Source organism: Acinetobacter sp. COS3, assembly GCF_000475335.1.
Taxonomy (GTDB): Bacteria; Pseudomonadota; Gammaproteobacteria; order Pseudomonadales; family Moraxellaceae; genus Acinetobacter; species Acinetobacter venetianus.
The window spans coordinates 244165-267789 of the sequence record NZ_AXCD01000067.1; the positions used below are offsets into that span (position 1 = coordinate 244165).

Genomic DNA, 23625 nt, shown 5'->3' on the forward strand with positions numbered 1-23625 from the left:
CTCTCCTTTAAGGAGAGGGCTAGGGAGAGGTAATAATAAAAAAATGAAACTAGACCCAAAACTACTGGAATTTGCCAAAACTATGCGAAGCAATCCTACAGATGCAGAACACCTCATGTGGCAACTACTTCGTGCTAAGCGATTTATGAATCTTAAATTTCGCAGACAGCATGTGATTGCTCCCTATATTGTAGATTTTTACTGTCATGAGTTGGGTTTGGTCATTGAGCTGGATGGTAGTCAGCATGGTACTGAAGATGCGATTGAATATGATGCTGAACGAACTAAGTTTTTAGAGGCTTTAGATTTAAGAGTAGTACGGTATTGGAATCATGATGTGTTGAGTAGGATGGATATGGTTTTAGAAAACTTATGGCAAGTTTGTTGTGCGTTGAAAGAAAATCAATAATGGAAAATTCCCTCTCCCTATGGGATGAGTAGCACTGCTACGCAAAGGGATGAGGGTGAATTTATAATGGTAAAAAATTAAAAGCACCTCTCCCTAACCCTCTCCTGAGAGGAGAGGGAACATTCATTGAGCGTCAAACAACAGTGAAATTCACAAAGGTTACTGCCTCTCCCTATGGGAGAGAGCTGGGGTGAGGGTTATCTCTTAAAATTAATAATATCTTTTAAAGCTTGAACTGTACTATTTGAACTTTGAGCCTCAATTCTATTTTTTCTAGTTCGATAGTAGTTTCGTCTTTTTTAAGAACGAAGTTTCTTTCAGTTTTAAGTAGAGTGTCTAACGCATTGGACAATAACTTGAAGTTTCCAGATTGCCTTGCTAAGTACAATGCTAAATATTTACCTTCTAAATTCGTCATTTCATTTTGAAAATACTTTATTTCATCTAAACTCCTTTTATAAAGATTTAGAAAGAAAAATGAAAAGAACTCAATAAAAATTACGATTAAAACTCTTGGTAAGAAGTAATAAATTAGACTTGGATAGTCTGTGTATAAAGTAATATTTGGGATAGTGGCAATTAGATAAAAAACTCCTAATATACTTAGGGTGATTCCAATGAATAAGTTAACAGTTCCACGTCTAGCTAGACTGGATATTTCTTGTCTAATCCGATCAAGAGAAGGCTGTGTTAAGGTATAGATGTCTTTAATTTTTAATCTTTCTTCTAATTTTATTAAGTATTCATTAGTAATATTTGATTCTAGCTGATCGTTCAATTTACTTAATATTAGAGACTTTTCTTGATCAGAGATCTTTAGCATTGATTCAAGATTATGATTTTTAAAATTTTCAAAATCATTTTCTAAATATTGAAGTCTTTTGGGTATTGAATGTTCATTAGAGTTATTTTGTTGTGCATTATTTAAATAATTTGCAAATAATGGGAATATTACAGTTAAAAACGTAATAAAAATTAACAACCAAAAAACAGGTGTAAAAGGAATATTTTTTCATAGCTGAAACCGAAAAAATCAAAGATTTCTGGCATAAAAAATTTATGTACAGAGTAAACTATAACTGTAGAAAATATTAAGAGAAGTCAGATTGTCTTATAATTTTTCATAAAATAATAAAGGGCTGAATAATCAGCCCTTTATACACAAATTAGATTAAATTAACAATACCTTAAAGCGCAGCAATCTGCTCCATATTCGCTTTAATCTTCGCTAACTGGTCAGCAAACTCAGCTAATTTCGCTTTTTCACCTTCAACCACAGCCGCAGGTGCTTTCGCCACAAAACCTTCATTCGCCAGTTTAGTGGCAATTTGGTCATGCTGCTTTTGCACTTTGTCTAAGTCTTTTTGTAGGCGCCCCAATTCCGCTTTCGGGTCAATTAAACCTTTCATTGGAACAAATACAGACACATGACCTACAACAGATGAAGACGACAATGGTGGTTGCTCAGCATCAGCCAAGAACGTAATGCTTTCAACTTTTGCTAAAGCTTTAAATAGCGCTTCAATACGTGTGATCTGTGCTTTTTCAGCTTCAGTGGTGTTTTGAAGCAACACTGGTAATAAACGCGCATTACCTAAGCCCATTTCACCACGAATGTTACGTACTGCACCAATCAAACCTTGTAACCACTGCATGTCCGCTTCAGCTTGCTCATTGATTTTCTCTTGAGCAGGCACAGGGTATACCGCAGTCATAATGGTTTCGCCTTGAATGCCGAGCATTGGCGCAAGGGTTTGCCAAATTTCTTCAGTCAAGTACGGCATAATCGGGTGAGCTAAACGTAAAGACGCTTCCATCACAGCCAATAACACACGACGAACTTCAGCTTTACGTTCTTCCGACACTTCAGCATCGTTCAATACTGGCTTGGTGAGTTCTACATACCAGTCGCAGTATTCATTCCAAATGAAGTCGTAGATCGCTTGTGCAGCTAAATCTAAACGATAGGTTGCGAAAGCTTGTTGAACCGCAGCTTCAGCTTTTTGCAGACGGCTGATAATCCATTGCTCTGGTAACTCCCAAAGATCAGGACGCGCAGTTTGACCAACCGGTTGACCTTCAACATTCATCAACACGAAACGGGTTGCGTTCCAAATCTTGTTACAGAAGTTACGGTAACCTTCAACACGCTTCATGTCGAACTTAATGTCACGACCAGTATTCGCAAGCGCACAGAAAGTGAAACGAACGGCATCTGTACCGTAAGCTTGAATACCTTCTGGGAATTCTTTACGGGTTGATTTTTCAATCTTCGCTGCTTGTTTCGGGTTCATCAAACCTGTAGTACGTTTTTGTACCAAGGTTTCAAGGTCTACACCATCAATCAAGTCGAGTGGGTCAAGTACGTTACCTTTCGACTTAGACATCTTCTGACCTTCGCCATCACGCACTAAACCATGTACATACACAGTTTTGAACGGAACTTGTGGCGTGCCATCTTCATTCTTCATGAAATGCATGGTCATCATGATCATGCGCGCAACCCAGAAGAAGATAATGTCAAAACCAGTCACTAACACATCAGTCGGGTGGAAGGTATTGAGGAAATAGTTTTCAGCATCTTTTGCTTTATCGCCAGTCCAACCTAAAGTTGAGAATGTCCAAAGTGCAGAAGAGAACCATGTATCCAATACATCTTCATCTTGATTCAATGCAACATCAGCAGGGATGTTATTATTGGCACGAACTTCTGCTTCGTCACGACCAACGAATACATTACCTTCAGCATCGTACCAAGCTGGAATACGATGCCCCCACCAAAGCTGACGTGAAATACACCAGTCTTGAATGTTGTTCATCCACGCCATGTACATGTTGCTGTACTGCTCGGGTACAAATTTGATGTCACCATCTTTCACTGCTTTAATAGCTGGCTCAGCAAGTGGTGCAATTTTCACATACCATTGATCTGTCAATAATGGCTCAACGATCACACCTGAACGGTCACCGCGAGGTGGTTTCAAGGTATACGGTTGAATTTGGTCTAACCAGCCTTCCGCTTCGGCTTGTTCAACCAATTTCTTACGTGCCGCAAAACGCTCTAAACCAATATAGTCAGCAGGGGCTGCGATGGTTTTAGAAATTTGCTCGCCCGCTTTGGCAATGTATTCAAACTCAGCCAATACTTCCGCATTTTTGTTGAAGATATTGATGATTGGCAATTCGCAACGTTTGCCTACTTCATAGTCATTGAAGTCGTGCGCAGGGGTGATTTTTACACAGCCTGTACCGAATTCTTTATCTACATATTCATCTTTAACGATTGGAACTGCACGACCTGTAATTGGCAGAATGATGTTCTGACCGACAAGGTGTGTATAACGCTCATCATCAAGTGCAACAGCGACTGCAGTATCACCGAGTAATGTTTCTGGACGAGTCGTCGCAACCACGATGTGGTCTTTACCATCGTGCGTACGGAGTGATTTGTCTTCAAAGAAATATTTGAAGTGCCAGAGTGAACCTGCTTCTTCTTTATCTGACTCAACTTCAAGGTCAGAAAGCGCAGTTTGCAGTTTCGGGTCCCAGTTTACGAGGCGTTTACCACGGTAAATCAAACCATCTTCGTGTAGCTTAACGAAAACTTCTTTTACCGCATTGGATAAACCTTCATCCATAGTAAAGCGTTCACGAGACCAGTCCACAGAAGAACCTAAGCGACGGATTTGACGCGTAATCGTACCGCCAGATTGTTCTTTCCATTCCCAGATTTTTTCAATGAACTTTTCACGACCCATGTCATGACGGCTAATGTTTTGTGCACCAAGCTGACGTTCTACAACCATCTGCGTTGCAATACCTGCGTGGTCTGTACCCGGTTGCCATAAGGTATTTTTGCCAGACATACGATTATAGCGGGTGAGGGCATCCATGATGGCATTGTTAAAACCATGCCCCATGTGCAAACTACCCGTGACGTTTGGCGGTGGAATCATAATACAAAATGAATCAACTTGACCTGATGGCTTAAAGTAGCCTTTGTCTTCCCAGATTTGATACCACTTTTTTTCGATCTCAGTTGGATCGTAGGTTGTTGCAATATTTTGAGCAGATTGAGCGTCGGTCATAATACAGAAGATTAAAAATGAATAAAAAATTGGATCTATTGTAGCAAAAATTCTATCAATTTTTTCATCTAAAAAACCCGATGAAATGCGTTGGTTTTTTATGTGAAAAAAGCTAAATTTATGTCTATTGGATCACACATTTAATAAATGTAGATGCATAAAACAACAAAATAAAAATGCGAAAATTAAAAAAAGGATGCTTCTTATGAGTTATTCAATTCTATTGAAAATTAATGAAGTGACACATGGACAGTTTGAGACGATTCGCCAACAGTTGAATTCAGGGACTCAAGAAAGCCAGTCACGCATTTTGGGTGAAGTACTATCAGAAATTGCCTGTGATATCGTGGAGCAAGTATTTTCAGTGCTACTGATTCAAAATCGCCAACCAACCTACCTCACACAAAAGAGTGCCGCTGAATCCGAAAAAGTGATTCAGCAGATTATTGGCGCGGTTCGAAAATATATGCCGTGGTCGATTGCATTATTTGGCAATGAACGGTTATGTCCTTTTGTGAATTATTTTTCAGATATGATCAAATATCACGATGAACAAGTGTATGTGTCATATCCAATTGATCGAAACTTAGTTCAACAGGCTCATGCATTGGTCAATAAGTTAAAAAACAATGAGATTCAAGATATGGTGGATGTGTTCCAAACGTTGATTGAAATTGTTGATCTTGGGGTGACAAGTCTTATCCGTGAGCCTAAAAAATGTTTGAATTTCAATACAGTGGTCGATAAGACTTTAAACGGTGTGATTAATATGACCGCGCATTTGAGCTATAAGCGTTTAGAGAAAATGGGCAATCAGGTGGATTCAAATGCAGCAACCGATTGTGTAAATCATTTTTTGGCATTTATGCATGTTGATACTGAATAGAATATGTTAAATTCGGGGTGCAGAAAGCCAAAAATGATACAAAAACAGATTGATGGATAAAAAGGGGCTGATAAAAAAGCCTCTTTTTTATGGATCTAAAAATTAGGGTTAAGAAAATGAACACCGCCGTTTTTTTGAATATTCATGCGGATACATACGCAAGATTTGCGCATATTCGAACGCAGTTAATGCAAGGAAGTAAAGATAGTCAGGCCAATGCTTTGGGGAGTGTATTGTCTGAAATGGCTTGTGAGGTCATCGAACAAGTTTTTATCGTGCTATTACAAGAAAATCAGCACTATTCACAAACGGGTGAATCTGAAAAAGTGATTCAGCAAATCTTAGAGGCAGTGCGTAAATATATGCCGTGGTCAGTCTCATTTTTTAGCAATGATCGTTTAGTACCGCTTGTTGAATACTTGTCTAAGACACTGCAAATTGAGGATGAAACTATTTACATGACTTATCCGATTGATCAGAAATTGGCTCAAAAGGTAGAAACATCAAGTCAAAAGCTAGCTGCTGGTGATCAACAAGAAATCTCAAATGCATTACGACTGTTAACAGAAGTGATTGATGTGGGTGTGACACACTTAATTCGTGAACCTAAAAAATGTTTAAAGTTCAATTTTGTGGTTGATAAAACGTTAAATGGCGTGATTACGATGACGACACATTTAGGATATAAGCGTTTAGAGAAATTAGGTACTCAACTCGATCATCAAGTTGCATCAACTTATATTGATTATTTCCTTAAGTTTATGCGTCATCAAGCATAGAGGGAACAGGTTATGGCAAAGCTAAAAAGTCTTGAAAACAAAGTGGTATGGATCACTGGGGCATCTTCAGGTTTGGGTAAAGCCTTGGCGCGTGAATGTGCCTTGCAAGGTGCACAAGTTGTACTGACATCTCGCCGTTATGATGAGTTAGAGGCTGTTCGAGTGGGCTTATTCAAGCCTGAGCAGCATCTTTCAATTGCTGCCGACATTACCGATGAAGCTCAAGTCCGCCATGCACATGAGCAAGTTTTAGCATGTAAAGGCCGTGTGGATTGGTTGATTAATAATGCTGGTTTGAGTCAGCGTGCATTGATTCAAGACACGACCATGCAAACTGAACGTGCCATCATGGAAGTTGATTATTTCTCACAAGTTTTCTTTACTAAAACAGTTTTGCCAACTTTTCTTAAACAAAAATCTGGTCGAGTGGTCTTTGTTTCAAGTGTAGCAGGGTTGTTAGGCACTCAGTATCGCGCAAGTTATTCTGCTGCAAAAGCTGCAATTCATATGTGGGCGAATAGTTTACGCGCTGAGGTTGCCAAAGACGGTGTTGAGGTTTCTGTGGTTTTCCCTGGTTTTGTGAAAACCAATGTTTCTTTTAATGCCCTAAATGGTGAGGGGAAGCCGCAAGGTCAACAAGATGAAGCAATTGAAAATGGTTTAGATGCAGGTGTATTTGCTGAACGTGTGGTCGAATCGTTGATGGCAGGCGAGGAATATATTGTTGTTGGTGGGAAAAAGGAACAACTCGGTGTTTTAGTCTCTCGCTTATCGCCAAGCTTGTTGTATAAAATGATTCGTAAAACACGAGTTAAATGATAGTGAACATCCGTAAGAAAGCCGTTTTTAATTGGAGCGGTGGTAAAGATTCTGCTTTAGCACTACATACTGTATTAGAGCAAAATGAGTTTGAAGTTGTTGCTTTACTAACAACGGTGAATGAAGAAACAGAATTATCATCAATGCATGCGATCCCGTATGCATTGCTTGAGAAGCAAGCCGAAAGTATTGGTATCCCACTTTATCCTGTATTTCTTCCAAAAAATCTTCCTGCTTATGAACAACGCATGTTAGACGCGGCTAATCATTTTAAAGCCCTAGGCGTTGAGCACTTTATCTTTGGTGATATTTATCTATCCGACGTACGCAAATATCGAGAAGATCGTCTACATCCTCTCGGTATTAAAGTTGTTGAACCAATCTGGAGTTTAAATTCGGCAGAAGTGATGCAGAATTTTTTAGCTTCAGGGATTAAAACCAAAATCATCGTCACGGATGCCAGTAAATTAGATGCGTCTTTTATCGGACAAGATATTAATGCTGCACTCATTGCAAGAATGCCGAGTGACGTCGATGTCTGTGGTGAAAACGGTGAATACCACACTTTTGCTTATGCAGGTGCTTTATTTAAAAAGCCTGTTCAGTTTGAAATTAATGAGACGCGAAAAATGTCTTATGATTTTAAACTTGATAATGGGGAAGAGAAAACCTACCACTATTGGCAAGCGATTTTTGGCGACTAGCGTTTTTGTCCTGTTATTTCCGATATGACAGGACAAATTTTTAATGATGATTGACGATCGCTGTTCCATAAGCAAATACTTCAACCATACCGCCTTGCATCCCTAATTCCGTGGTACTCATCCGAACACCCATAATATGATTTGCGCCTATTCGATCTGCTTCTTGCTTGAGGCGAAGCATTGCTTCACGACGTGCGCGTTCAACCACACTTTCATAACTGGTCAGGCGACCGCCGAAAAAGTTTTGAATATTGGCAAGTATATATTTAAAGTAATCGTGAGAAATAACGACGTTGCTACTGACCATTTGCCCATGCGCTACGGTTTGCACAAAGCGATTGGTATCAACTCGAATATGTGCAAACTGCTTTTCTTTTTCATCCAATTCACGGAGGTGTTTTTGTTCGATATGACGACCAAATCCCCAACCCACTGAAAAAAGAATTAGAAACAGGGCAATCTGAAAAATTAATCCATCCATATGATGTTTGCCTACGAACCAAATGGGTCGGGGAGTTTAGGTGTTACAGGTTGAACGACAACAGCTGTACCATAAACAAAAAGTTCAGATGCGCCTTGTGCAATATTTGAGGTAGAGAAACGAATCCCTACGATCGCATTTGCACCTAAAGCACGTGCTTTATCAATCATTCGTTGGGTTGCCTCTTGGCGAGACTCTTCCAGTAGTTCGGTATAGCCAGTGAGTTCGCCACCAACAATATTTTTAAGACCTGCCATGAGATCACGACCAACGTGTTTACTACGAACGGTACTGCCGTATACCACATCAAATTGACGCAAAATTTCATGTCCAGGAACGGACTCTAAACTACTTAATAACATCGTATTTTCTAATCATTAAAACGTCGTATTGAAGATAAGAAATATTCGAAATTGTTGCAATAAAAAAAGCTCACCGAAGTGAGCTTTTTATTCGCAAAAGTTGATAGTTATTTTGCGTAATGCTTTTCTGAACTAGATGGTTGGTGCGCTACAGTTTCACTGCTTGTCGCTTTCACACCGCCACCAAGTGTTTTGTATAGTTCAACTTGGTTGTTCAAGTCTGCTTGTTGTAATAACAATAGACCTTGTTCAGCTGAGTAAGCAGAACGTTGAGCATCCAATACGGTTAAATAACTATCAATACCTGCACGGAAACGCGCATTTGATAATTTATAGGTTGTATTGGTTGCATCAACTAAACGGCGTTGGGCGGTCAAACGATCACCGATGTTTGCGCGTGTAGCTAAAGCATCGTTCACTTCGCGGAACGCTGATTGAACTGACTTCTCATAATTCGCTAATGCAATCTTCTGATCTGTCTCAGAGATTTTTACATTCGCGCGGCGAGTGCCCCAATCAAAGATTGGCATATTGATGCTTGGTCCAATAGACCATAAACCATTTGCTGATTTAAACAAATCACTCAGGTCTGTTGATGCATAGCCTGCTGAACCAGTAAGGCTAATAGTTGGGAATAACTGAGCTTTAGCAGCACCGATATTCGCACCAGCCGCACTTAACTGATATTCAGCAACTTTGACATCAGGACGGTTGTTTAACAAATCACTTGGTAAGCCCGCCGTTAACACACCTTTTTGTGTGATACGAGCAACTTGTTGGCTCGGCAATAAGTTGTTTGGAACTGATTGACCAACCAATAAATTCAACAAGTTTTGAGCTTGAGCGATTTGTGTTTTGTAATTTGCAACATCATTACGTGCAGTTTCAACTGAAATCTGTGCCTGACGAACAGGGATTTCACTATCAATACCCACATCGAAACGTTTTTTGTTTAAGTTAAACGAGTCTAATTGAGCTTTTAAAGTTTGATCTGCCAGTTTAAGTTGTGCACTGGCAAATGAATAATTTAACCAAGCTTGGGTAACTTGACCAATTAGACTGATTTGCGTTGCATCACGCGAACTTTGAGTAGCTAAGTAGTTGTCTAATGCTGCATCTTTTAAGCTGCGAACACGACCCCAAAAATCTAACTCATAAGAAGTTAAGCCTAAGCTCACTTGGTAAGTTGAGTAAGGATTATTTGGGTTGCTGCTCGGCGATACTTGACGAACCGCGCTACCACTTGCACCAATCGTCGGCAACTGATTGTTTTCCGAGATTTGGTATTGTTGTTGCGCTTTTTGAATATTCAACGCTGCAGTACGCAAATCACGGTTGTTGGCAAGCGCCATATCAATCACTTGTAGCAGGCGAGGGTCAGCAAAGAAATCTTTGTAACCTTGTTCTGCGATTGATGTTCCAGAAGCATTACTATACGACGCATAGCCTTCAGGAATATCTGTGTTCACAACAGGCTCTGGCCCGCGCATGCTTTGGCAGGCAGCCAAAGAAAGCGCGAGTGCAGAAATTGCGATGCCACGACTAGAAATAGACCATACAGTTTGCATCACGATTAATGCTCCTGAGTGTTTAAAGTTTTAGGTTTGTACTTAAAGATACTACGAATCCACACGAAGAACACAGGGATGAAGAAGATACCTAAAAGTGTTGAAGAAATTACACCACCAAGTACACCATAACCAACTGAGTGTTGGCTACCAGCACCAGCACCGCTTGCAAGAGCTAATGGTAATACACCGAAACCAAATGCAAGTGTTGTCATGATAATTGGACGTAAACGCATTTTTGCAGCATGTAACGTTGCTTCAAACAGGTCTTCACCTTTTTCTTGCAACTCTTTTGCAAATTCTACGATCAAAATCGCATTTTTCGCAGACAAACCAATTACCGCAACAATCGCGACTTGGAAGTAGATGTTAAAGGATAAGTTTGGATCGCCTTTAATCACCATGCCTAACCATGTCAACGTAAACGCACCGATGATACCCAATGGAACAACAAGCAATACTGATACAGGGATAGACCAGCTTTCATATAACGCAGAAAGACATAGGAATACAATCAATAATGAAAGAATCAATAAAGGAACTGTCTGGTTACCAGAATCACGTTCTTCTAAAGATAAACCTGTCCATTCGTAGTCAAAACCTTGTAAGCCCATTGACGGTAACTTACCAATAATTTCTTCCATCGCAAGCATTGCATCACCCGAACTGACGCCCGGAGCTGGAGTACCTTGGATGTTAACAGATGATACACCGTTATAACGCTCTAAACGAGGTGAACCATAAGTCCATTCACCTTTTGCAAAGGCAGAGAATGGAACCATTTCACCTTTGTTATTACGCACATACCACTTGTTCAAGTCTTCAGGCATCATGCGAGTATCCGCTTCACCTTGGACGTAAACTTTCTTCACACGACCACGATCAACGAAGTCATTGATGTATGAACCACCCCAAGCCATGCTCATCGTACTGTTAATATCAGCGATACTGATACCCATAGCACCTGCTTGCGCTTGATCAATCGTAATTTGATACTGAGGCGTATCTTCCTGACCGTTAGGACGCACACCAGCAAGACGTTTGTCTTGAGCTGCCATACCTAAGATCGCATTACGTGCAGCAACAAGTTTATCGTGACCTTGACCACTGACATCTTTCAACTGAATATCGAAACCAGACGAAACACCGAGTTCAGGCATCGCAGGTAACTGCAATGGCATGATGTACGATGCATCTTTCACGATCATATTCAACGCCATACCACGTTGAATGATGGCACCAATTTGTGATTCAGGTGTCGTACGCTCACCCCAGTCTTTCAATTTAATGAAGGCTAGACCCGCATTTTGACCGACCCCAGTGAATGAGAAACCAGATACCGTAAAGATAGAATCTACGTTATCTTTTTCTTTATTCATGAAGTAATCAGTCATTGTCGTGATCACTTTATCTGTACGTTCAAGGCTGGCACTTGGTGGTAATTGCACCAGTGTCATGACTACGCCTTGGTCTTCTTCTGGTAAGAACGAAGACGGCAGCATTTTGTACAGACCAACTAACGCAGCAATCACAGCAATATAAATAACCCCAGAGAAAAGCTTATGGTGTGTCATACGATTGACACCACCTTGGTATTTCACAGAAAGTTTATCAAAGCTGCGGTTAAACCAACGGAAGAAACGTGCAAAGATATTGTTGCTTTCTTGCTTGTTTGGATCGTGTTGTTTTAACAATGTAGCGCATAGGGCAGGGGTAAAGGTTAATGCAACGATCAAAGAAAGAATCATCGCTGTAACCAAAGTGATCGAGAACTGACGGTAAATTACCCCAGTTGTTCCACTAAAGAACGCCATTGGTACGAATACAGCGGTTAATACGCTGGTAATACCAACCAAGGCACCCGAGATCTGGCTCATTGATTTTTCAGTTGCAGGTACAGGTTCAAGATGTTCTTCTTGCATAACCCGTTCTACGTTCTCAACAACGACAATCGCATCATCGACGAGGAGACCGATTGCTAATACCATCGCGAACATGGTTAATGTGTTAATCGAGAAGCCGAACATGTTAATAACGGCAAATGTACCTAACACTACTACTGGAACGGCAAGTGTAGGAATAATCGTCGCACGCCAGTTCTGTAAGAACAGGAACATGACGATAAATACTAAAACAACTGCTTCTATTAAGGTATGTACAACACTTTCAATCGATAAACGAATAAACGGTGTTGTGTCATACGCAAGTTTGTCTTTTAAGCCACTTGGATAATTATGGCGTAATTCTGATAAACGCTTTTCTACAGCTGCAGCTGTATCCAATGCATTGGCACCAGTTGCAAGTTTAATTGCTACACCACCAGCAGGACTACCATTGAATTTAGAATCGAACTGATAGTTATCAGAACCTAACTCAACACGAGCAACATCACCCAAAAGAACCTGCGCACCAGTCGAAGTATTCTTGAGGAAGATTTTTCTAAACTGTTCAGGTGTTTGCAGCATACTTTGTGCATTTACAGTTGCGTTCAGTACTTGTCCTTTAGTTGAAGGCGCACCGCCTAACTGACCTACAGCAACTTGAGAGTTCTGCGCGCGAATTGCAGCTGCAACATCACTTGGAGTGAGGTTGAAACTTGTTAATTTCGCTGGATCTAGCCAAATACGCATCGCATAAGAGCCACCAAAGACTTGGATCTCACCAACACCCGCAACACGACTGAGTGGCTCAGAAATATTTGAGTTCACATAGTCTTTAATATCTGATGCTGATAAGCTTCCATCTGGTGAGTAAAAGGCAACAACCTGCATAAAGCTTGCGCCAGATTTAGTTACTCGGACGCCTTGGCGTTGTACGTCTTCGGGTAAAAGTGCTGTCGCAGATTGTAATTTATTTTGAACCTGAACCTGTGCGATATCTGGATCGATACCTTGTTCGAAATTCAAGTTAATCGATGCTTGACCATTACCTGCACTGTTAGAAGAAATGTAACGTAAACCATCTAAACCATTCATTTGTTGTTCGATGATTTGAGTTACTGTGTTTTCAACAGTTTTAGCAGATGCCCCAGGATAAGTTGCAGAAATGGTTACCGTGGGGGGAGCAATCGTCGGATATTGAGCAACTGGCATTTTTGTTAGCGTGAGAATCCCCGCCAGCATAATCACCAGTGCAATCACCCATGCAAAAATTGGGCGATGAATAAAAAATTGAGCCATGCAATCTACCCCTTAAGCTTGTGCAGTTGCTTTTTGTTCAGCTTTTGGTGCGTCGGCCTGTTTTTTCTGTTCGGCTGCTTGTGGTGCAGCACCTTGAGCTTGAGGCGCATTTGCTTGTGGTTGGTAAGGCTTAGTTGAAACCTCTTGACCTTCTTTCACCTTGGCAACACCATCTACGACGACTTTATCGCCAGCTTTTAGACCTTCAGTCACGATCCAATCTTGACCTTTAACACCAACAGTTGTAATTGGACGAGTCTCAATAACCCCTTTAGCATTTACAACCATTGCAATCGCTTGACCTGTAGGCAAACGAGTGACCGCTGCTTGAGGAACCAAATAAGCATTTGGCAAAATTCCCTGAGAAATTTTGGCAGTTGCATACATACCTGGTAATAGCAAATGGTTCGGGTTTGAGAACACAGCACGTAATGTCACTGTTCCAGTATCGGGATTTACACTTGCGCCAGAGAATGCTAACTGACCTTCAATCGGATAGTCAGAACCATCTTCAAGTGTGATTTTTACGCGTGTATTACCACTGCTATCCAAGCTACCTTTGCTCATTTGCTGACGAAGGCGTAGTAACTCAGCGCTTGATTGGTTGATATCAACATAGATTGGATCAAGTTGTTGAATCGTCACCAATGGATCAGCCTGATTCGCTGTCACTAACGCACCAGAGGTTACGGAAGAACGGCTAGATTGGCCTGAAATCGGTGCACGTACAGTAGAGTAACCCAAATTAATTTCAGCATTTTTAAGTGCTGCTTGAGCCGCTGCAACATCTGCTTCCGCTAATTTCACTTGAGCATTAATGTCATCATATTCTTGTTTAGAAACAGCATTTGTTCCAACAAGTTGACTATAACGACCTTCTTTTACACGTAAAGCATTTAAGTTTGCTTGTTGGCGTAACAGAGCCGCTCGAGCATTATCAGCCGTTGCACGATTGGTATTTGCGTCGATTTGATAAAGCGCTTGACCTGCTTGAACGTAACTACCTTCAGCAAATAAACGTTTTAAAATCACACCACCAGTCTGTGGACGAACTTCAGAGATTTGATATGCAGCCGTTCGTCCTGAAAGTTCTACACTTTGTTCTACGCTTTGTGGTTGAGCAACAATGACACCAACTTCTGGAGGCGGCATTTTTTGAGCAGCAGCTGCTTGCTGTGCATCTTTAGGATCTTTGCTACAACCAACAAGCGCGATGCTTGTTGCTAATGCGCAAGCAGTTAGGGCAGGTGCCCAAAGCTTAGCCGACATCATTATTCCACCTCAATTTAGATTTTTTATCTAAAAACAAATTGTTGCTGAAATTGCTTTGATACAGCCAAAACCAAAGCAACGAAGTCCAAATTAACCCAATTCCCCAACCTGCAAGTACATCGGTTGGATAGTGAACCCCTGCATAAACTCTAGATAACCCCATGAAAATAAACCATAAAGTAGATACTAAAATGACGCTTTTGCGGTACTTATGCTCTCTAAATAGCAACATAGATAAACTCGCAAGGGTTGCAGCATATAGGCTATGGGCACTTGGGAAGGATGCTCCATAACTTTGAACCAAATGATAAAATTCCAAAGGCCTTGGCCGATCAATGCCCCATTTCAGAAGCCAACCAATCACAATACTTCCACTTACACTCAAAGCAAGAAAAGTCACTTTTTTATAATCTTTAATCCGAATGTGGTAGACACAAAAAAACACAGTTAAAAATAGTAAAAAAGGCATTCCGCCTAGTCTAGAAAGCAGAACTGCTACATTGTTAAGCGCAAATGAGCGATGTTCAAATAAAGTTTGAACACTCAATAGATCAAAAGCTGATGCGTTGGAATAAAGCAGTCCAAACACACCGAATCCTAAAAAAATGCAACCAATACAAAGTAGTAGGTGCGGCATGCGAACCTCATTTTTTTGCTTAACCATTGTTCAGGGTTGTATAGTGTTTGAAAGTGTACTTGCGAGTACACTTTTGGTCAAGTCTTGAAATTTTATGATAATTTCATTTTCAGATTTTTTTAAGGTTCAGTAAAAAAACATAACAAAATTTGACTAGTGTCTCACTTTTTGTTCCGCTGAATTTTCATCATCAACTTCAATTGGTTGTTTCGGTGGCCAGAAGAAATCACTTGGTCGAGTCAGGAAGTGTGTAAGTACTAATTTCGCTAATGGTTTCCATTGCGCAAAACGAACACGACGTGCGCGTAGAGCAACAATAATCGTGAGTGTAAAACTGACGAACAAGTTAGTTAAGCCAATCAGCATAACGCCTAAAAATGACACAAGGATTAAACCAATATCTGGTGAGCCGCTAATCGTCATTAGACCTTGAATAAAGTTTGCTGAAGCAAAGGCGATATGACGGATATCTAAGGGTAGACCTAAAATAAATCCGATGGTGCCAATACTGCCGAGCATGATGCCGAATAGAAAGTTACCAGCAAGCGCACCTAAGTTCGTTTCAATATAGTTTGCAAACTTGTCTAGGCGTTGTTCTCCCATCCAGCGTTTTAAGCGACGATGTTGTTTTAAACGAGGGCCAACTTTGCGATATACGGCGAGGTTATCAAAATAACCTGCGATTAAACCCGATAAGAATAAACACACCCCAGCGATAGCGGCGTGAGGTACAGCCAAAGAGGTGAATGGATTTAATGAATGTAGGGTTTTCGCTGCTTTGGTGGTGGAGAGCAGTGGTTCGTGTAAATTGTATTGCCACAGGAATGTGATCAGCGCTGCTACTGGGATCGCAATCGAGATATTGCCTAAAATCGCTACGAACTGGGTACGGATAATATTAATAATCAACGCCGCAAGTTCAGCGATCTGGGCATTTTTACTGCCTTTCTGCTGTTGTACCGTAGCAGCAAGAGCGGCTGCGGTCATCGCAGGTTGTTTAGTCGCAACAGTAAAATGAAGTACATGGATCAGCATGAAGCCTAAGCCATAGTTCATACTATATAAGAAAGCTTGCATAAAAGGCGCAAGCACAAAACGTGCGGTTAGGATTTTCAGCGTTGCCATCAGCGCAATAATCGCACCAGCTCCAGCGGCAGCTTTGTACATTCCCCAGAAACCAGATTTGTCCGTACTTACATAGTGTTCACCAGTTTTACTTGCATTTTCAGTTACCTGTAAAGCAATCAGTTCACTGGTTGAGCTTAATAAGTATCGAACACTTTTTTCATCATAATGTGCTTGTGTTAAGTCGGTAATCAACTCGCCAAGAGAGGTATAACGAACCTCATTTTTACTGGCTAGCAAGCTAATTAATAACTCAATGCGATCTAGTGCTTGTTCAAGCAAAGATAGCAAATACGTTAAACTGATACTGACACCGATACGTTTAGTCGCACGACGTATTTTCAGTACTACATCACGGCATTGATCAAGCATAACAAAAGCTTGAGATGCATCAGGTGGCGGGAGTACGACGACAGCATCCTGATCATCAATGATTTTTTTATACTTTTCTATAAACTCAACAATTTCTCGGTTTTGAACTAAGAATGGAGATTCATATTCAATAATGTCTGGTTGCGCATTAATAAATTCAGGATATAAACCAATACCGCTAATACGATAGGATAGAACGGTAATCGCTTTAATCAGTTCATTCTTTGAGATTTGCTTTTCTTTGGTGTTGCTTTGGCTTTCACTAATTAAGCTAAATAAACTGATCCAATCCTGTTTCTCGATCAAGATCAGCCAATCACTATCAGTTTCCTGATGGAAAACTTTCCCAACCAATGTTTTGAGTTGCTGACCATCTTCAACTAATGGAAGGAAGTGCGCACCCAAACGCTGGCTTAACTGATTCCAAAAACCATCTAAAGATAAAATACCGCTGTCGGCATATAAACTAATTTGCTTATATTGACTGATCAACTTGAGTAAAAAGTTTTGCAGCAAGATTGCAGATGTTGGTGTGAGTAACAATGTTTTAATCAACGCATGAATACGTTGTTTAACTTCTTCTGCATCATTGGGATTTTTTGGTCGTAAACGATTGACCAATTCAATCATTAGGTTTTCATCAAGAACAGCTTGAGGTTGGTCAAGCTGTTCCTGCATTTTTAAAAAGAGATCAGTTAAATTAAAATGCATAGGCACTCATAAAAAATTATTGTAAACGGTGTAAGGCCATTAAGGTCAGATTGATGAGTGCTTGGCGATATTCATTATCTGGTAAAGCTTTTAAAGCTTCTAAAGCGGCATCCGTTTCTTGCTGGGCACGTTTTTGACAATAATCCAAAGCGCCCGAGTTATGCACAATTTCAATGACTTTATCTAAATGCTCGATTCCGCCTGTTGCGATACTGCGACGAATAATTGCATGATCATCGCCAGTTGAATGAGCTAATGCTGAAATTAACGGTAAAGTCGGTTTTCCTTCCATTAAATCATCACCGATATTTTTACCTAATGTTTCTGCATCAGAGGTGTAGTCTAAAATATCATCAATGATTTGAAAGGCATTACCAAAGTGACCAGCAAAACGGCGCAATGGTTCACGATATTCTTCTGTACCTGCCAAAATTGCTGCGCCTTCAGTCGCAAGTTCAAAAAGACGTGAAGTTTTCCCGTGAATAATTCTTAAATACGTTTCTTCGGTTGTTTCCGGTTGATGCTGAGACTGCAACTGTAACACTTCACCTTCTGCAATTTCACAAGTACCTGTTGAAAAATCTTTTAATAAGGTAATGTTGTTTAGATCGACCAATAAATCAAAAGAGCGCGCAATCAGAAAGTCCCCGACTAAAACCGCTGTTTGATTATTCCACGTTGCATTGGCAGTAGGACGGCCACGACGGAGATTAGATTCGTCTACGACATCATCATGTACCAAGGTTGCTGTATGCAGCATTTCAATAATTGCAGCCAAATGTTGCGCGTGCTGCATATTCGCTAAACCACAAGCTCGTGCTGCAAGTAAGCACATAATTGGGCGCATCCGTTTTCCGCCAGCTTCAACAACATGTTTGCTGACAGACATCACCAAACCGACTTTAGAGCTAATCCCTTCATTGATCAGGTAATCCATCGCAGCAAAATCTGTCGCAACAGGGGAGAGAATGTCTTGCTTAAAATCGATAACCATATGAAGGAAAACCTCGTACAGGTGAGTAATGGCGCTAAGTGTATCAATTAATCTTTTGCTAAACAGTTATACAGGCTGTGTAATCCGTCATTTAAAACATGATGATGAGTTTTTTGGTGTTAATTTAGGCAGAAAAATGGTTTTCGCACATAACCTCAATACTCTACTTTTGACTTAGTTCAAACACAGTTTGTTCTTGTCGCAATTTGTTTTTAAAAATGTATTGTAAATCACGGAAAGAATCAATCAAAACAACGTATCTGCAATCTAATTGATTTTATTAAAAAATCTAAACAATATTCAGATATGTGAGCATTTGTGCAAAATGACTTGTTGTTTGATCAAATTTCACTTAAAATTTGTCCCCTTGTATAACCCCAGTGGCGTTCGTCTTAAGATCGATATGTCCCTTTATCGGCACGACGACACGGGCAAGTTGGAGTACATTATGTACGCAGTAATCCAAAGCGGTGGTAAACAGCACCGTGTTGTTGAGGGTGAAACCCTTAAAGTAGAATTATTGAAAGCTGAAACTGGCGCGACTATTACGTTTGATGACGTATTAATGGTTGTTAACGGTGACAACATTCAAATCGGTGCTCCAGTTGTAGCTGGCGCAAAAGTAACTGCAGAAGTAGTTGGCCATGGTCGTCACGACAAAATCCGCATCATCAAAATGCGTCGTCGTAAACACTACCGTAAGCAACAAGGTCACCGTCAATGGTTTACCGAGTTGAAAATTACTGGTATCGCAGGCTAACACGAGGAGTAAATAGACATGGCAACTAAAAAAGCCGGTGGATCGACTAAGAACGGTCGTGATTCGAATCCTAAGATGTTAGGTGTTAAAGTTTACGGTGGTCAAACTGTAACTGCTGGTAACATCATCGTTCGTCAACGTGGTACAGAATTCCACGCTGGTGCAAATGTTGGTATGGGTCGTGACCATACTTTATTTGCTACTGCTGACGGCGTAGTAAAATTTGAAGTGAAAGGTCAATTTGGCCGTCGCTATGTAACTGTTGAAGCTTAAGTTTTAATAGTTCAAGAAAACCCGCTTTTAGCGGGTTTTTTTATATCTCAAATTTTGAGCCATTTGTTTAGTTAGAAGCTTTCCCAAAAGTACCATTTTTTAAGTCTTCATAGGCTTGTAGAATTTCTTCATAGCTATTCATTACGAAAAAGCCATGTCCATTGATTGGTTCTTGTAATGGTGGTGCGGATAAAAATAATAAATCACAATGTTCTAAGGCCTTGATGGCAACATCGTTATCGAAGCTCGACATGACTGCCAAAGCTTGTTCTTCTAGAATTTCTTCATCTTTTGCGAATTGGAGCTTGCCTTTACGCAAATAAATAAGGGTGGTGTCTCCATGTGATGCTGGCAAGGTGAGGTGTTGGTCTTTATTGAGATGAACATCTAAGACATTCATCGGACTGAATGTTTTTGCAATTCCCAATGTATTCTGAAATTGTCCAGCCACAATACGAACATAGCCTGCATCTTGCTCCAATTGTACTTTAGGGATGGTATTGCTTAACAAGCTTTGATAGCGGGGTGGCGACATTTTATCTTTAGCAGGCAAATTAACCCATAATTGCACCATTTCAAAGTATCCACCTTGCTCACGGAATGCAGGACTAAAATGCTCTATATGCTGAATGCCAGAAGCTGCTGTCATCCATTGAACATCACCTTGAGCGATGATGCCGCCTTGGCCTGTTGAGTCTTGATGTTCTAGTTCGCCAGCAAAAACAAAAGTCACCGTTTCAAAACCACGATGTGGATGCTCATTGACGCCTTTTTTAGTGCTTTTCGGTGCTAAGCGTCCAGGCCCTAGATGATCTAATAATAAAAAGGGTGAAGTTGTATTACCTAATTCATGATACGAAAACACCGAGAGCGCAGGGTAAAAATCCCCAATTGCAAAATACGTGTCATTTCGTTGAATAAAGGCAAGACTTTTCATAATTTATGACTGTTGTTGTACTTGATGGTATTTAGACTAACAAAATGTAGTATTTCGTCTAGTTGATTCTTTAGACATTATTTTATGTGAAGGCTTTATATGACCTATTTAGAGTAGTCTAATTCAGGTTTTGATCGTAATTTTTATCATTACAATTCCTACATAAAGGCTGCAACTTCATACATAATGCAGGACTTTGCGACATGAAATAAACAAAACCTGTGCTTTTCTTCATTTTTTTAGTGATCAAAAACAGTAAGATGTCGTCATAACAGTAGAAATCTGATAGAAGGTTCATTTTATGAATTTCGTAAAAAAAATGGCTTACGCGGCAACTTTAAGTGCAATGACCTTAGCTCCAGTGATGAGCACACAGGTGTTTGCAGCTCCTGTCGCAGCTTCGACCCAGCAAGCAACAACAAGTTTGGTTCAACAGTTGTCTGGTTTGCAGCGTCTAACAGCAGATTTTGAGCAAACAACCAAAGTAACCAATAACAAAAATGTGCAGAAAAAGGGTTTAACTGCACAGCATATGAATCAAACTTTCAAAGGTGTGATGAAAGTTGAACGTCCTGGGAAATTCTACTGGGAAACAACGAGCCCTGCGAAACAAACGATTGTGACAACAGGTAAGGTCGTGTGGATTTATGATCCTGATTTACAACAAGCAGTCCGTCAAAGCCTAGATGATCAAATTGCCAATACGCCTGCATTATTATTGTCGGGTAATACCAATCAAATTATGCAGTCATATCGTGTAACGCAGCCTGACCGTACGAAGTTGTATTACACCTTATATCCAAAGCAAGAAGACAGTGCTTTCCAAAGTATGACGATTAGTTTTGGCGCAAATAAAGCACCTAACTTAATGGTATTACAAGATTCATTAGGACAAACCACCTATGTTCGCTTTAGTAATATTAAAGTGAATCCAACGATTCCAGCATCAGTCTTTAATTTTGAGCCACCAAAAGGCACAGATATTATTGATCAGTAATTTTTAATTTTTGAAAAAAGCCGCAGTTGATGCGGTTTTTTTCTAGCCTGAACAGATACATTTCTTAATTTTATCTAAGAGCAGGGCTTTGTATAGTGATGAAAAACATCAGAGACTTGCATAACGATGAAGACGGTAAAATTACTCCCATTGATTTCAATCATGACAGTTGTTGCACTGGTCGGCTGTCAACCGAAACAAGATCAAACAACAAAAGTTGAAAAAACAGATATTCCACTTATTCAGGCAAAAGTTGTTACTGTCAAAATTCCAAAGCAGAAAGTATGTTTGGAAGATGGTTGCACCAATTATGATTTGCAAACTGTGGAAACCAATCAAAAATGGATTGATGATTATTTTGTAAACCGCATGAAAAAAGCAGAACCAAATGCGTTTGCTGATTTACCCGATCAACAAGTAAAAGAGCCAGCCAATCAAGCTTTGCAAAGTGAAAGTAGTACCTATGTTCGCTTCGTTGGACAAAACTATAATTTAGCGACTTTTGCAATTCAAACTTATTCTTATTCAGCGGGTGCGGCGCATGGTATGTCACATCAAGAGTTTGTGAATTTTGATTTGGCCAATAAAAAACATATTACGGTCAGTGAACTCCTTAAACCTGATATGAATCAGAAACTTCGTGATGAATTATATGCAGCCAATCAAAACTGGTTAGAAGAGCATAATGTTAAGAAAGATCAGTTAGAGGTCAGCGATAATTATTATTATGGCGTGAATGGTATTGTCTTTGTATATCCACTTTATGAATTAGCATCTTATGCTGAAGGGATGAGTGAGCTAACCCTACCATATTATGCTGCGAAGCAATTTATCAAAGCTGAATATTTACCAAGTTTACCTAAAGAACCAAATTAATCAGTTTTTCAGCACCTACAATCCGTTGTAGATGCTGAGTCTTTGTTTTCTATCGCTGTATTTTTTTAGGTTAAAGCCTTACACTATAGCCAGTTTTTTCTCTATTCATGATTGATTATGATCGACCCAAAATTACTCAGAAATAATATTGAAGCAGTGAATGCTGCTTTAGCAAAACGTGGAATTCAGCTGAATGTACAAGAGTGGGCTGATTTAGAAGCTCGCCGTAAAGATTTACAGTCGAAAGCTGAAAATTTACAAGCTGAACGTAACGCTGGTGCAAAACAAGTTGGTCAAATCAAAAAGTCGGGTGGAGATGCATCTGAAATCATGGCACGTATGGCTGCGATTGGTGATGAAATCAAAGCGGCAGAAGTTGCCTTGGCTGAGTTGCAAACAGAACTAGAGCAAAAGTCGCTTGCGATCCCCAACTTACCAGATGAGTCTGTTCCAGAAGGTAAAGATGAAAGCGATAATTTAGAAATTTTAAAATGGGGTACGCCGCGCCAGTTTGATTTTGACATCAAAGATCATACTGATCTTGGTGAGTGGATGGGTGGGCTTGAATTTGAAACTGCGACGAAGCTAACGGGTTCTCGTTTCAGTGTGTTGAAAGGACCATTAGCGCGTTTACAACGTGCTTTAACGCAATTCATGCTAGACACACATACACTTAAGAATGGCTACACAGAAGCTTATGTACCATATTTGGTCAATGCCGATACTTTACGTGGTACAGGTCAATTGCCTAAATTTGAAGAAGATTTATTCAAGCTGCAAGGTGAAAAAGAATATTATTTGATTCCGACAGCTGAAGTGCCAATCACGAACTTTGTGCGCGATGAAATTATTGATGCTGACCGTCTACCGCTTAAATACTCAGCACATACGCCATGTTTCCGCAGTGAAGCAGGTTCTTATGGACGTGATACACGTGGTTTGATCCGTCAGCATCAGTTCGATAAAGTTGAAATGGTGCAAATTGTTAAGCCTGAGCACTCTATGGAAGCACTTGAAGAGCTAACTGCACACGCAGAGGGCATTTTACAAGCGCTTGGCTTACCTTACCGTAAGATTTTGCTCTGTGGTGGTGATATGGGCTTTGGTGCAGTTAAAACCTATGATTTAGAAGTATGGGTACCAAGCCAAGATACGTATCGTGAAATTTCTAGCTGCTCAAATATGGGTGATTTCCAAGCACGTCGTATGAAAGCACGCTACCGCGTAGATCAGAAGAAGATCGAATTGGTGCATACGTTGAATGGTTCAGGTTTGGCTGTAGGTCGTACTTTGCTTGCAGTGATGGAAAACTATCAACGTGCAGATGGTTCTATTGAGATTCCTGAAGTGCTACGTCCATATATGGGCGGTGCAACGTATATTGACTAAACTGTGC

General features: G+C 40.3%; 21 protein-coding genes. 10 read left to right on the plus strand and 11 right to left on the minus strand.

Going from position 1 to position 23625, the window contains the following annotated elements; all coding sequences use genetic code 11:
* Window positions 1-43 precede the first annotated feature (43 nt).
* The gene (locus tag IO68_RS31650; protein WP_023014181.1) at window positions 44-409 is read left to right on the plus strand and encodes an endonuclease domain-containing protein; all 366 of its coding nucleotides are present in this window, start codon (window positions 44-46) and stop codon (window positions 407-409) included.
* Window positions 410-632: 223 nt separating this feature from the next.
* Here the strand turns inward: IO68_RS31650 and IO68_RS31655 are convergent, their stop codons facing one another.
* Both IO68_RS31655 and IO68_RS31660 read right to left on the minus strand, forming a co-directional pair.
* Window positions 633-1391: a hypothetical protein gene (locus IO68_RS31655; protein WP_023014182.1), complete on the minus strand. Its 759-nt coding sequence runs from the start codon at window positions 1389-1391 to the stop codon at window positions 633-635.
* A gap of 205 nt (window positions 1392-1596) precedes the next feature.
* The gene (locus tag IO68_RS31660; protein WP_023014183.1) at window positions 1597-4497 is read right to left on the minus strand and encodes a valine--tRNA ligase; all 2901 of its coding nucleotides are present in this window, start codon (window positions 4495-4497) and stop codon (window positions 1597-1599) included.
* A 205-nt stretch (window positions 4498-4702) separates the two neighbouring features.
* Here IO68_RS31660 and IO68_RS31665 point away from each other — a divergent pair, with 205 nt between their 5' ends.
* From IO68_RS31665 to IO68_RS31680, 4 genes are all read left to right on the plus strand, one after another.
* Window positions 4703-5383, plus strand: a complete 681-nt coding sequence (locus tag IO68_RS31665; protein WP_023014184.1) for a hypothetical protein — start codon at window positions 4703-4705, stop codon at window positions 5381-5383.
* Between the two features lie 116 nt (window positions 5384-5499).
* Entirely contained in the window at window positions 5500-6162 is a 663-nt protein-coding gene (locus tag IO68_RS31670; protein ID WP_023014185.1) for a hypothetical protein, read from the plus strand.
* 12 nt (window positions 6163-6174) lie between these two features.
* Window positions 6175-6981: an SDR family NAD(P)-dependent oxidoreductase gene (locus tag IO68_RS31675; protein ID WP_023014186.1), complete on the plus strand. Its 807-nt coding sequence runs from the start codon at window positions 6175-6177 to the stop codon at window positions 6979-6981.
* Window positions 6978-7685, plus strand: coding sequence for an ATPase (locus tag IO68_RS31680; RefSeq protein ID WP_023014187.1), 708 nt, complete (start codon window positions 6978-6980; stop codon window positions 7683-7685). Before IO68_RS31675 ends, IO68_RS31680 begins: the two co-directional genes overlap by 4 nt.
* Window positions 7686-7725: 40 nt before the next feature.
* Here IO68_RS31680 and IO68_RS31685 read toward each other — a convergent pair whose 3' ends face one another.
* The 8 genes from IO68_RS31685 to sdsA all read right to left on the minus strand — a co-directional run bounded on the left by IO68_RS31685 (window position 7726) and on the right by sdsA (window position 18386).
* Complete coding sequence (locus IO68_RS31685; protein WP_023014188.1) at window positions 7726-8166, minus strand: YbjQ family protein; 441 nt, start codon at window positions 8164-8166, stop codon at window positions 7726-7728.
* Between the two features lie 11 nt (window positions 8167-8177).
* Window positions 8178-8528 (minus strand): YbjQ family protein, encoded by a 351-nt coding sequence (locus IO68_RS31690; RefSeq protein ID WP_023014189.1) that lies wholly within the window; start codon window positions 8526-8528, stop codon window positions 8178-8180.
* 107 nt (window positions 8529-8635) lie between these two features.
* Window positions 8636-10096 (minus strand): multidrug efflux RND transporter AdeIJK outer membrane channel subunit AdeK, encoded by a 1461-nt coding sequence (gene adeK / locus IO68_RS31695; protein ID WP_023014190.1) that lies wholly within the window; start codon window positions 10094-10096, stop codon window positions 8636-8638.
* Between the two features lie 5 nt (window positions 10097-10101).
* Window positions 10102-13275: a multidrug efflux RND transporter permease subunit AdeJ gene (adeJ, locus tag IO68_RS31700; protein WP_004877001.1), complete on the minus strand. Its 3174-nt coding sequence runs from the start codon at window positions 13273-13275 to the stop codon at window positions 10102-10104.
* A 12-nt stretch (window positions 13276-13287) separates the two neighbouring features.
* The gene (locus IO68_RS31705) at window positions 13288-14547 is read right to left on the minus strand and encodes an efflux RND transporter periplasmic adaptor subunit (RefSeq protein ID WP_004877000.1); all 1260 of its coding nucleotides are present in this window, start codon (window positions 14545-14547) and stop codon (window positions 13288-13290) included.
* Complete coding sequence (locus tag IO68_RS31710; protein ID WP_004876998.1) at window positions 14534-15184, minus strand: phosphatase PAP2 family protein; 651 nt, start codon at window positions 15182-15184, stop codon at window positions 14534-14536. The genes IO68_RS31705 and IO68_RS31710 overlap by 14 nt, the downstream gene beginning before the upstream one ends.
* A gap of 153 nt (window positions 15185-15337) precedes the next feature.
* Complete coding sequence (locus tag IO68_RS31715) at window positions 15338-17392, minus strand: site-specific recombinase (RefSeq protein ID WP_023014191.1); 2055 nt, start codon at window positions 17390-17392, stop codon at window positions 15338-15340.
* A 16-nt stretch (window positions 17393-17408) separates the two neighbouring features.
* Window positions 17409-18386, minus strand: coding sequence for an All-trans-nonaprenyl-diphosphate synthase (sdsA, locus tag IO68_RS31720; protein ID WP_019383878.1), 978 nt, complete (start codon window positions 18384-18386; stop codon window positions 17409-17411).
* A 448-nt stretch (window positions 18387-18834) separates the two neighbouring features.
* Between sdsA and rplU the strand changes: the two genes are divergently transcribed.
* The gene (gene rplU / locus IO68_RS31725; RefSeq protein WP_004652230.1) at window positions 18835-19146 is read left to right on the plus strand and encodes a 50S ribosomal protein L21; all 312 of its coding nucleotides are present in this window, start codon (window positions 18835-18837) and stop codon (window positions 19144-19146) included.
* Between the two features lie 18 nt (window positions 19147-19164).
* A complete protein-coding gene (gene rpmA / locus IO68_RS31730) occupies window positions 19165-19419 on the plus strand; it encodes a 50S ribosomal protein L27 (protein WP_004640422.1) in 255 nt (84 codons plus the stop codon).
* 67 nt (window positions 19420-19486) lie between these two features.
* Here the strand turns inward: rpmA and IO68_RS31735 are convergent, their stop codons facing one another.
* Complete coding sequence (locus IO68_RS31735; RefSeq protein ID WP_023014192.1) at window positions 19487-20356, minus strand: pirin family protein; 870 nt, start codon at window positions 20354-20356, stop codon at window positions 19487-19489.
* Window positions 20357-20657: 301 nt separating this feature from the next.
* Between IO68_RS31735 and lolA the strand changes: the two genes are divergently transcribed.
* The 3 genes from lolA to serS all read left to right on the plus strand — a co-directional run bounded on the left by lolA (window position 20658) and on the right by serS (window position 23618).
* Window positions 20658-21353 carry an outer membrane lipoprotein chaperone LolA gene (lolA, locus tag IO68_RS31740; RefSeq protein ID WP_004876988.1) on the plus strand — a complete coding sequence of 232 codons (696 nt, stop codon included), beginning with the start codon at window positions 20658-20660 and terminating at the stop codon, window positions 21351-21353.
* 126 nt (window positions 21354-21479) lie between these two features.
* Complete coding sequence (locus tag IO68_RS31745) at window positions 21480-22229, plus strand: RsiV family protein (RefSeq protein ID WP_019383881.1); 750 nt, start codon at window positions 21480-21482, stop codon at window positions 22227-22229.
* A 117-nt stretch (window positions 22230-22346) separates the two neighbouring features.
* On the plus strand, window positions 22347-23618 hold the full coding sequence (serS, locus tag IO68_RS31750) for a serine--tRNA ligase (protein WP_023014194.1): 1272 nt from the start codon (window positions 22347-22349) through the stop codon (window positions 23616-23618).
* Window positions 23619-23625: the final 7 nt, after the last annotated feature.

Bases quoted from the DNA above. Each gene is read 5' to 3' on its own strand.
- IO68_RS31745 (WP_019383881.1), top strand. From the start codon at position 21,480: ATGAAGACGGTAAAATTACTCCCATTGATTTCAATCATGACAGTTGTT.
- serS (WP_023014194.1), top strand. From the start codon at position 22,347: ATGATCGACCCAAAATTACTCAGAAATAATATTGAAGCAGTGAATGCT.
- IO68_RS31690 (WP_023014189.1), bottom strand. From the start codon at position 8,528: ATGTTATTAAGTAGTTTAGAGTCCGTTCCTGGACATGAAATTTTGCGT.
- lolA (WP_004876988.1), top strand. From the start codon at position 20,658: ATGAATTTCGTAAAAAAAATGGCTTACGCGGCAACTTTAAGTGCAATG.
- sdsA (WP_019383878.1), bottom strand. From the start codon at position 18,386: ATGGTTATCGATTTTAAGCAAGACATTCTCTCCCCTGTTGCGACAGAT.
- IO68_RS31705 (WP_004877000.1), bottom strand. From the start codon at position 14,547: ATGATGTCGGCTAAGCTTTGGGCACCTGCCCTAACTGCTTGCGCATTA.
- IO68_RS31665 (WP_023014184.1), top strand. From the start codon at position 4,703: ATGAGTTATTCAATTCTATTGAAAATTAATGAAGTGACACATGGACAG.
- IO68_RS31670 (WP_023014185.1), top strand. From the start codon at position 5,500: ATGAACACCGCCGTTTTTTTGAATATTCATGCGGATACATACGCAAGA.
- IO68_RS31680 (WP_023014187.1), top strand. From the start codon at position 6,978: ATGATAGTGAACATCCGTAAGAAAGCCGTTTTTAATTGGAGCGGTGGT.
- IO68_RS31660 (WP_023014183.1), bottom strand. From the start codon at position 4,497: ATGACCGACGCTCAATCTGCTCAAAATATTGCAACAACCTACGATCCA.
- rplU (WP_004652230.1), top strand. From the start codon at position 18,835: ATGTACGCAGTAATCCAAAGCGGTGGTAAACAGCACCGTGTTGTTGAG.
- IO68_RS31735 (WP_023014192.1), bottom strand. From the start codon at position 20,356: ATGAAAAGTCTTGCCTTTATTCAACGAAATGACACGTATTTTGCAATT.
- adeJ (WP_004877001.1), bottom strand. From the start codon at position 13,275: ATGGCTCAATTTTTTATTCATCGCCCAATTTTTGCATGGGTGATTGCA.
- adeK (WP_023014190.1), bottom strand. From the start codon at position 10,096: ATGCAAACTGTATGGTCTATTTCTAGTCGTGGCATCGCAATTTCTGCA.
- IO68_RS31650 (WP_023014181.1), top strand. From the start codon at position 44: ATGAAACTAGACCCAAAACTACTGGAATTTGCCAAAACTATGCGAAGC.
- IO68_RS31685 (WP_023014188.1), bottom strand. From the start codon at position 8,166: ATGGATGGATTAATTTTTCAGATTGCCCTGTTTCTAATTCTTTTTTCA.
- IO68_RS31675 (WP_023014186.1), top strand. From the start codon at position 6,175: ATGGCAAAGCTAAAAAGTCTTGAAAACAAAGTGGTATGGATCACTGGG.
- IO68_RS31710 (WP_004876998.1), bottom strand. From the start codon at position 15,184: ATGCCGCACCTACTACTTTGTATTGGTTGCATTTTTTTAGGATTCGGT.
- IO68_RS31715 (WP_023014191.1), bottom strand. From the start codon at position 17,392: ATGCATTTTAATTTAACTGATCTCTTTTTAAAAATGCAGGAACAGCTT.
- rpmA (WP_004640422.1), top strand. From the start codon at position 19,165: ATGGCAACTAAAAAAGCCGGTGGATCGACTAAGAACGGTCGTGATTCG.